General features: G+C 48.6%; 5 protein-coding genes. 3 read left to right on the forward strand and 2 right to left on the reverse strand.

What is annotated here, in order from left to right; translation table 11 throughout:
• Positions 1–79 precede the first annotated feature (79 nt).
• Complete coding sequence (locus KTH90_RS16155) at positions 80–898, reverse strand: ABC transporter permease (protein ID WP_158352034.1); 819 nt, start codon at positions 896–898, stop codon at positions 80–82.
• The gene (locus KTH90_RS16160; RefSeq protein ID WP_158352032.1) at positions 873–1,973 is read right to left on the reverse strand and encodes an ABC transporter substrate-binding protein; all 1,101 of its coding nucleotides are present in this window, start codon (positions 1,971–1,973) and stop codon (positions 873–875) included. The genes KTH90_RS16155 and KTH90_RS16160 overlap by 26 nt, the downstream gene beginning before the upstream one ends.
• 498 nt (positions 1,974–2,471) lie before the next feature.
• Between KTH90_RS16160 and KTH90_RS16165 the strand changes: the two genes are divergently transcribed.
• The 3 genes from KTH90_RS16165 (at position 2,472) to KTH90_RS16175 (ending at position 5,874) form a co-directional block, all read left to right on the forward strand.
• A complete protein-coding gene (locus KTH90_RS16165; RefSeq protein WP_158352312.1) occupies positions 2,472–3,227 on the forward strand; it encodes an exodeoxyribonuclease III in 756 nt (251 codons plus the stop codon).
• 43 nt (positions 3,228–3,270) lie between these two features.
• Positions 3,271–4,725, forward strand: coding sequence for a phospholipase D-like domain-containing protein (locus KTH90_RS16170; RefSeq protein WP_158352030.1), 1,455 nt, complete (start codon positions 3,271–3,273; stop codon positions 4,723–4,725).
• Positions 4,726–4,866: 141 nt separating this feature from the next.
• Positions 4,867–5,874 (forward strand): hypothetical protein, encoded by a 1,008-nt coding sequence (locus KTH90_RS16175; protein ID WP_158352028.1) that lies wholly within the window; start codon positions 4,867–4,869, stop codon positions 5,872–5,874.
• Positions 5,875–6,323: the final 449 nt, after the last annotated feature.

Consider the following 6,323-nt stretch of genomic DNA (forward strand, 5'->3'; position numbering starts at 1 on the left):
ATGGTATGGGTGAACATTTTCGTGTTCAACCGTTCCTCCGTTTGTGCGTTTCTTTGCACATGTAAGCATATATTCCGCGTTATCTGGTCTCAACCGCATGGATCGTCATGTCCAGCAGTTTCATGAATACTTTTCCAAACAACACGCTGACCAGAATAATAACAAACGTCCAGGCAAAGAGATCCGGGGTATCAAGATAGATCTTAGCCTGATACAGCATGTCCCCGATCGACCCGTCCGGCATGCCGATCACCTCCGCCGCGATCCCGGACTTCCAGCAAAGTCCCAGAGAGACTCCGCACGCAGAGCGAAAATGTGGCATGACCTGGGAAAAATATATGTATCGCATTCTGCGTATGCCCCGCACCCGGAAGATCTCGGCCATCTCCAGCAGCTGCCGGTCTGTATGATGAATTCCTTCCAGCACATTCGTATAGATGATGGGCAGCACCATCAAAAAAGAGATAAATACCGACAATCCCCTGGAAGGAATCCAAACCAGGCAGAGAATAATAAAGGAAGCTACGGGGGTGGCTTTTACCACAGCCATCACCGGATGAAGAAGCTCCCGAAACCAGGAAAAGCAAAAAGAAAGCGCGGCAAAAAGCACTCCGGCCAGTATCGCCAGCAGAAAACCCCCGACAATCCGCACAAAGGAAAAAAATACCGCATGCCAGAACGGCAGAGTCCGGACAAGCGCTCCAAGACGCAAAAGAACCGAGACAGGAGAAACCAAAAGAATCTCCTGTCCCAGTGCCATACTTGTCAGCTGCCAGACAATAAGCCAAAACGCGATTGCCCAGATCCGAAAACCGGCATCTGACTTTCCGGTCTTTGCTTTCCGGTTCGTGAATCCTTTACCAGCTTTTCGTTTATCTGTTATAGTAGAACGTTTCATCCGGTAACGCCCCTCCGACTGCCTTCGGATTCTGCTCCATGAGTACGGACAGATATCCGCTTAAGGCATCTTTCATTTCAGAACCTTCCATAAATACGATATTACAAGCAGGAAGAGCTTTCACGGCCACTTCCTCAGGAACAATATCATAAGAACCTACCAGCTTGGCAGCGTCCTCCACATTACCATTCACATATTCTATAGAAGCCCGATACTCATCCATAAAGGTATGGACCAGATCCGGATGCGCCTCGATAAAATCGTTTCGGGCTACAACAACTCCGGTGACCAGAGAACTCTTGACTTCCTGTCCCTCCTGGGCATTGTCCCATTCCCTGGACAGATCCAGTGCCACACGGATATCCGGATTCTTTACCTGCGCAGTCGTCACAAACGGCTGGGGAAGCATGGCAACACCGGCAGGATCGGCAGCCAGTGCTGCCACACATTCCGTATGTTCCGATTTATATTCGATCGTCAGATCCTTTGCGGGATCCAGTCCATTCGACTTCAGGATATAATTAAGGGCATATTCCGGAGTGGCGCCCTTCCCGCTGGCATACAGGGTCTTTCCCTTCAGATCCGCCACAGACTGAACGGTCTCACCATTTTCCACGATATAAAGGACACCCAGCGTATTAACTGCCAGTACGCTGATCTGTCCTTTGGTATTATTATACAGCACACTGGCCAGATTCGCGGGTACAGCAGCGATATCGAAATCTCCCTGTACAATCTTCGGAGTCATCTCATCCACAGCGCCATGAATCGAAAATTCATACCTGGCAGCGGTAGTTCCCGCATCTGAATCCGCCATCAGTTTTACCATACCCATCGAAGTAGGGCCCTTTAACGCGCCAACATGAATCACTGTCTCATCGTCCGTTCCTGACGGGGTCTGTGAACTTTCCAACGGTCCCGGAGTCTCAGCCGCCGGAGCAGCGCTTTCTTCCGGCTTCGCCGCAGGTGTGGCCGAAGCGGCCGGATTACTGCTGCCGTTACCTTCCGACCCGCACCCTGCGAGCAATCCGGCAGCCATACAAAGAGTAACCATAACCACGAATAATTTTTTCATAATTTTATCCCTTCTTTCCCACCTAATTTAACAGCATGCTTAAAAAAAGTCAAGCAGACGTAGCGATTTCTGGTTATTGGTTGGGATGGGGAGTTAGGGACCGGGCTGAGATGGAAAGGGCGTGCCCGGGCGGTACCAGGCGGCAAATCTCGCGGGGCCAAATCACTTGAGGCCGGGCCTTAGAACGGCTTACGCAGAAGGCGGGAGAACCTCGCAGGGCCCGGAACACTGTCCGAGCCGTCCTTTGGCGAGTTTGTTCCAGGCCCTGCCAATAAGAGGTTCTCCCGTCTTCGGAGTTAGCCATTCTTAGGTCCGGCCGAAGTGATTTGGCCCCGCGAGATTTGCTGCCCAGATGCCAGGCCCCCACCCCTTCCCGATCAGCCCGGACCTTATCCTCAAAATCGGCCATAGCATCACAGGAACGGATTCCGTAATTTACATTTTACGAAGATTGTATTATGATAGTTACATCTTAAATGACGAGAGGTGCTGATGGAAATGAAACTGATTTCCTGGAATGTGAATGGGATTCGGGCTTGTGTGCAGAAGGGGTTTCTGGATTTTTTCGGGGAAACGGATGCGGATATTTTTTGTATTCAGGAGAGTAAGGTACAGGAGGGGCAGATCGATCTGGAACTGCCCGGGTATTACCAATATTGGAATTATGCTGTGAAAAAGGGGTATTCCGGAACTGCCATATTTACAAAGAAGGAACCTTTGACTGTGAGCTATGGAATAGGGATGGAGGAGCATGATCAGGAAGGGCGGGTCATAACCCTGGAATTTGATGAATTTTATATGGTGACTGTCTATACGCCGAATTCCCAGGACGGTCTGGCAAGGCTTCCCTACCGGATGCGGTGGGAGGAGGATTTCCTTGGTTATCTGGAAAGGCTTAAGGAGTCAAAGCCGGTGGTGGTGTGCGGTGATATGAATGTGGCCCATCAGGAGATTGACCTGAAGAATCCAAAGACGAATCATAAGAATGCCGGTTTTACCGATGAAGAGAGGGAGAAATTCACCAGGCTTTTGCAGGCGGGATTTATCGATACCTGGAGGTATTTCCACCCGGACACGCAGGGGGTTTATTCCTGGTGGTCCTATCGCTTTAAGGCGAGGGAGAAGAATGCAGGATGGCGGATCGACTATTTTTGTGTATCTCAGGGTCTTGAGGATCGGCTGCGGGGGGCGGATATCCATACGGATATATTCGGATCGGACCATTGCCCGATCGAATTAGACCTGGATATGTGAGGGCGCCGGAGGGCGGTACTGACAGATTATGAAGAGGAATGTTATGGAAACAAGTAAGAAAAAGCGGGCGGGAAAAGTGGTTAAGTGGATTATTGTACTTGCAGTTTTATATGTGGCAGCAGGAGCTTTGGTACCATTTATGTTTCATCCGAAAGTGAAGGAGGATGTGCAAAAGGATCTGGATGTCTCACGATTTCATGGGCAGGATGTACCGGGGACGGACCGTGCTGTAGTCGTGGAGACCAGCGAAGAGGCACTGGATGCCAGATTACTGATGATAAATGAGGCAAAGGAGTCGGTTTCTCTATCGACATTTGATATTCGTCCGGGCGGCAGCTGTGATGATATCTTTTCCGCACTTCTTGACGCGGCAGACCGCGGGGTTAAAGTAAAGGTGCTGGTAGACGGTCTGTACGGCATGATTCATATGAAAAAGCTGCCGTTGTTCTACGCAGCCGGCAGCCATCCGAATCTGGAGATCCGGTTTTATAATAAGCCGAATCTTCTGATGCCCTGGACAATTAACGGCAGACTCCACGATAAATTGATCATTGTGGACGATAAGCTGCTGTTAGCAGGCGGCAGAAATACGTTTGATTATTTCCTGGGCAATTATACGGATAAAAATTTAAGCTATGACAGAGATGTACTGGTTTATAATACAAAAAACGGCAGGGAAGAGGGGACGGACAGTGTTATTTCCCAGACCAGGGAGTATTTTGATGGGGTCTGGAATCTGGGCGTGTGCAAGACAGAGTATGACCGTGTGCCAGGCCGAAGCGCGGAGGAGGTAAAAGCGGAGGAAGAACGTCTGCGCACCCATTATCAGGAGCTTCAGCAGAAACGGCCCGAGCTGTTTGCAGGTGATCCGGATTATGTAAGCTTTACCCTGCCGACCAACAAGATCACGCTGATTCATAATCCGACCCATATCTATTCCAAACAGCCCTGCGTCTGGTATCAGCTGCAGCAGCTGATGCTGCAGGCAAAGGAGAGAGCCTATGTGCAGACCCCCTATGTAGCATTCAGCAAGGACATGTACGCAGGTATGACAGAGGTGGGAGAGCGGCTTAAGAGGTTTGACATGCAGATCAATAACCCGGCAGTGGGGGATAATCTGATGGCGGGTTCTGATTATCTCTTCCAGAAGAAGAAAGTGATAAAAACAGGCGTGCAGATCTATGAATTCCAGGGCGATCATTCCTCACACGGAAAATCTATGCTGATCGATGAGGATATTTCCCTGATCGGGTCCTATAATCTGGATATGCGCAGCACCTATATCGATACGGAAACCATGCTGGTGATCGACGGGGAGGAATTCCAGGATCAGCTGGAGGCGAAGATAATGGCCATGCACGCGCAGAGCCTGGCGGTGAATCCGGATGGAACCTACACAGAGAATCCGGACGTGCCCGTGGTACAGGCGACAAAGAAGAAGGCAATGCTGTTTCGTTTTACTCCTTATCTGTTCCAATTAATCCGTTATTTAATTTAATATGTGAATAATGAAGAAAAATGACAAAATTTTACATTATCTTAAGGGAATTTTAAGTTTATTAGGGTTGTGTATCTGTCAGGCATTGTGCTAGTATTAACATGTTGATTCATAAATTAAACAGAGAGGGGGAACTCAAATATGAATCTAAAGACATTTCAGGGGTATTTAGGCAGCCGGGGCTATAAAGTGTTGGATAAAAATGCCTATGGTGTAGAAACTGAATATCCTGCAGCTATTCAGTTTATTTCCAATAAGCAGTGGAAAGTCATTCTGTCCGCTCCGGTAGTTGAGTGGAAAGCTCTGGTCAAAGACATGAAATCGGAACTGGGCAAGAAGTATTATTTTATGTATGAAAACGGACATCTGTGTTATACCCTGACGCTAAAAGACGCGGATTTCCAGCAGGTATTCCAGGAGGCCGCCGCTGCGGTAACGGAAGCTTTAAAAAGGCGCGGTGTGATGCCGTCCAAAACCTGTCCGATCTGCGGAAAATCCGACTGTGACATTCTGGTTGCCTATAAAGGCGGCTATGAGGCGTCTCACAAGAACTGTATGGAACAGGTCGTGTCCCATGTTAAAAACAAGGCGGAGAAAAGTGTCAGTGAGGGTAATTACTTTACCGGAATTATCGGTGGGATCCTGGGCGCAGTCGTCGGTGTGCTTCCTTCCTTTTTAAGCGTTGTGCTGGTTGAGAAGATATACGCGATCCTGTTCGCGCTGATCCCGTTGTGTATTTACTATGGGTATAAGCTGCTGAAGGGCAAAATGAATAAAGTGGTGATCGTTCTGACGATCATTCTATCTGTCTTAAGCGTCTATATGATTGAGATGCTGCTCCTGGCTTATTACATGGTATCCGATTACGGGCTTCTCATATCAGAAGCGATACAGCTTGTAGGGGCATCCTTGTTGGAGCCCAGCGTTTGGACCGCTATGACGATGGATGCGCTCACATCCTTCCTCTTTGTTGCGCTTGGTATCTGGATTGCCTGGGGCAGAATCTCCAGAACAGCCGGAACAGATGTAAAAACGATGGACCAGGTTATGGCTACGGTCTCTCCCTATGGAACGATGGCAGGATTTTCAGATTATGCGGCAGTTACCAGCGAGGACAGTGCAGATCCGACGGATGGAGTATCACTCTAAGTATTACATATGAATAAAATGCGGGGTTGCTGCAACGGTTTTTGCGCAGGTCTGGGCGGGGTATTTCAGACATGCGCAAAAACTTAAACAGGAAAGAAATACCTGTTTGCGGCGACTCCTATTTTTATAGTTATTTTTAATGTTATTTAACGCTTAAGAAGTGTGTACAGGATCTAAATATACGGGTTCAGTACAAAAGCATTCGATCACTGTTTACCAGAGTTAAGAGTTAACCCAGTGGATGGAATAAAATCAATCGGAGAGGTTAAAAGAAAAAATAAATAACTCACACAAATTATTAATAATAAAACTATCGAGGCTTTCCAAATGTTACCGCTGTCGCCTGGAATGGCAGGGGAGACTGTCCGAAAGCCAGGGCGCAGCCCGCCAGGTGTCCGCTCTGTACGGACGTATCCTATGGGGCGCCCGCCAGGGAGAGCAGTGTCTAT

Origin of the sequence: Diplocloster modestus, from assembly GCF_019042245.1 — a bacterium.
Classification (GTDB): domain Bacteria; phylum Bacillota; class Clostridia; order Lachnospirales; family Lachnospiraceae; genus Diplocloster; species Diplocloster modestus.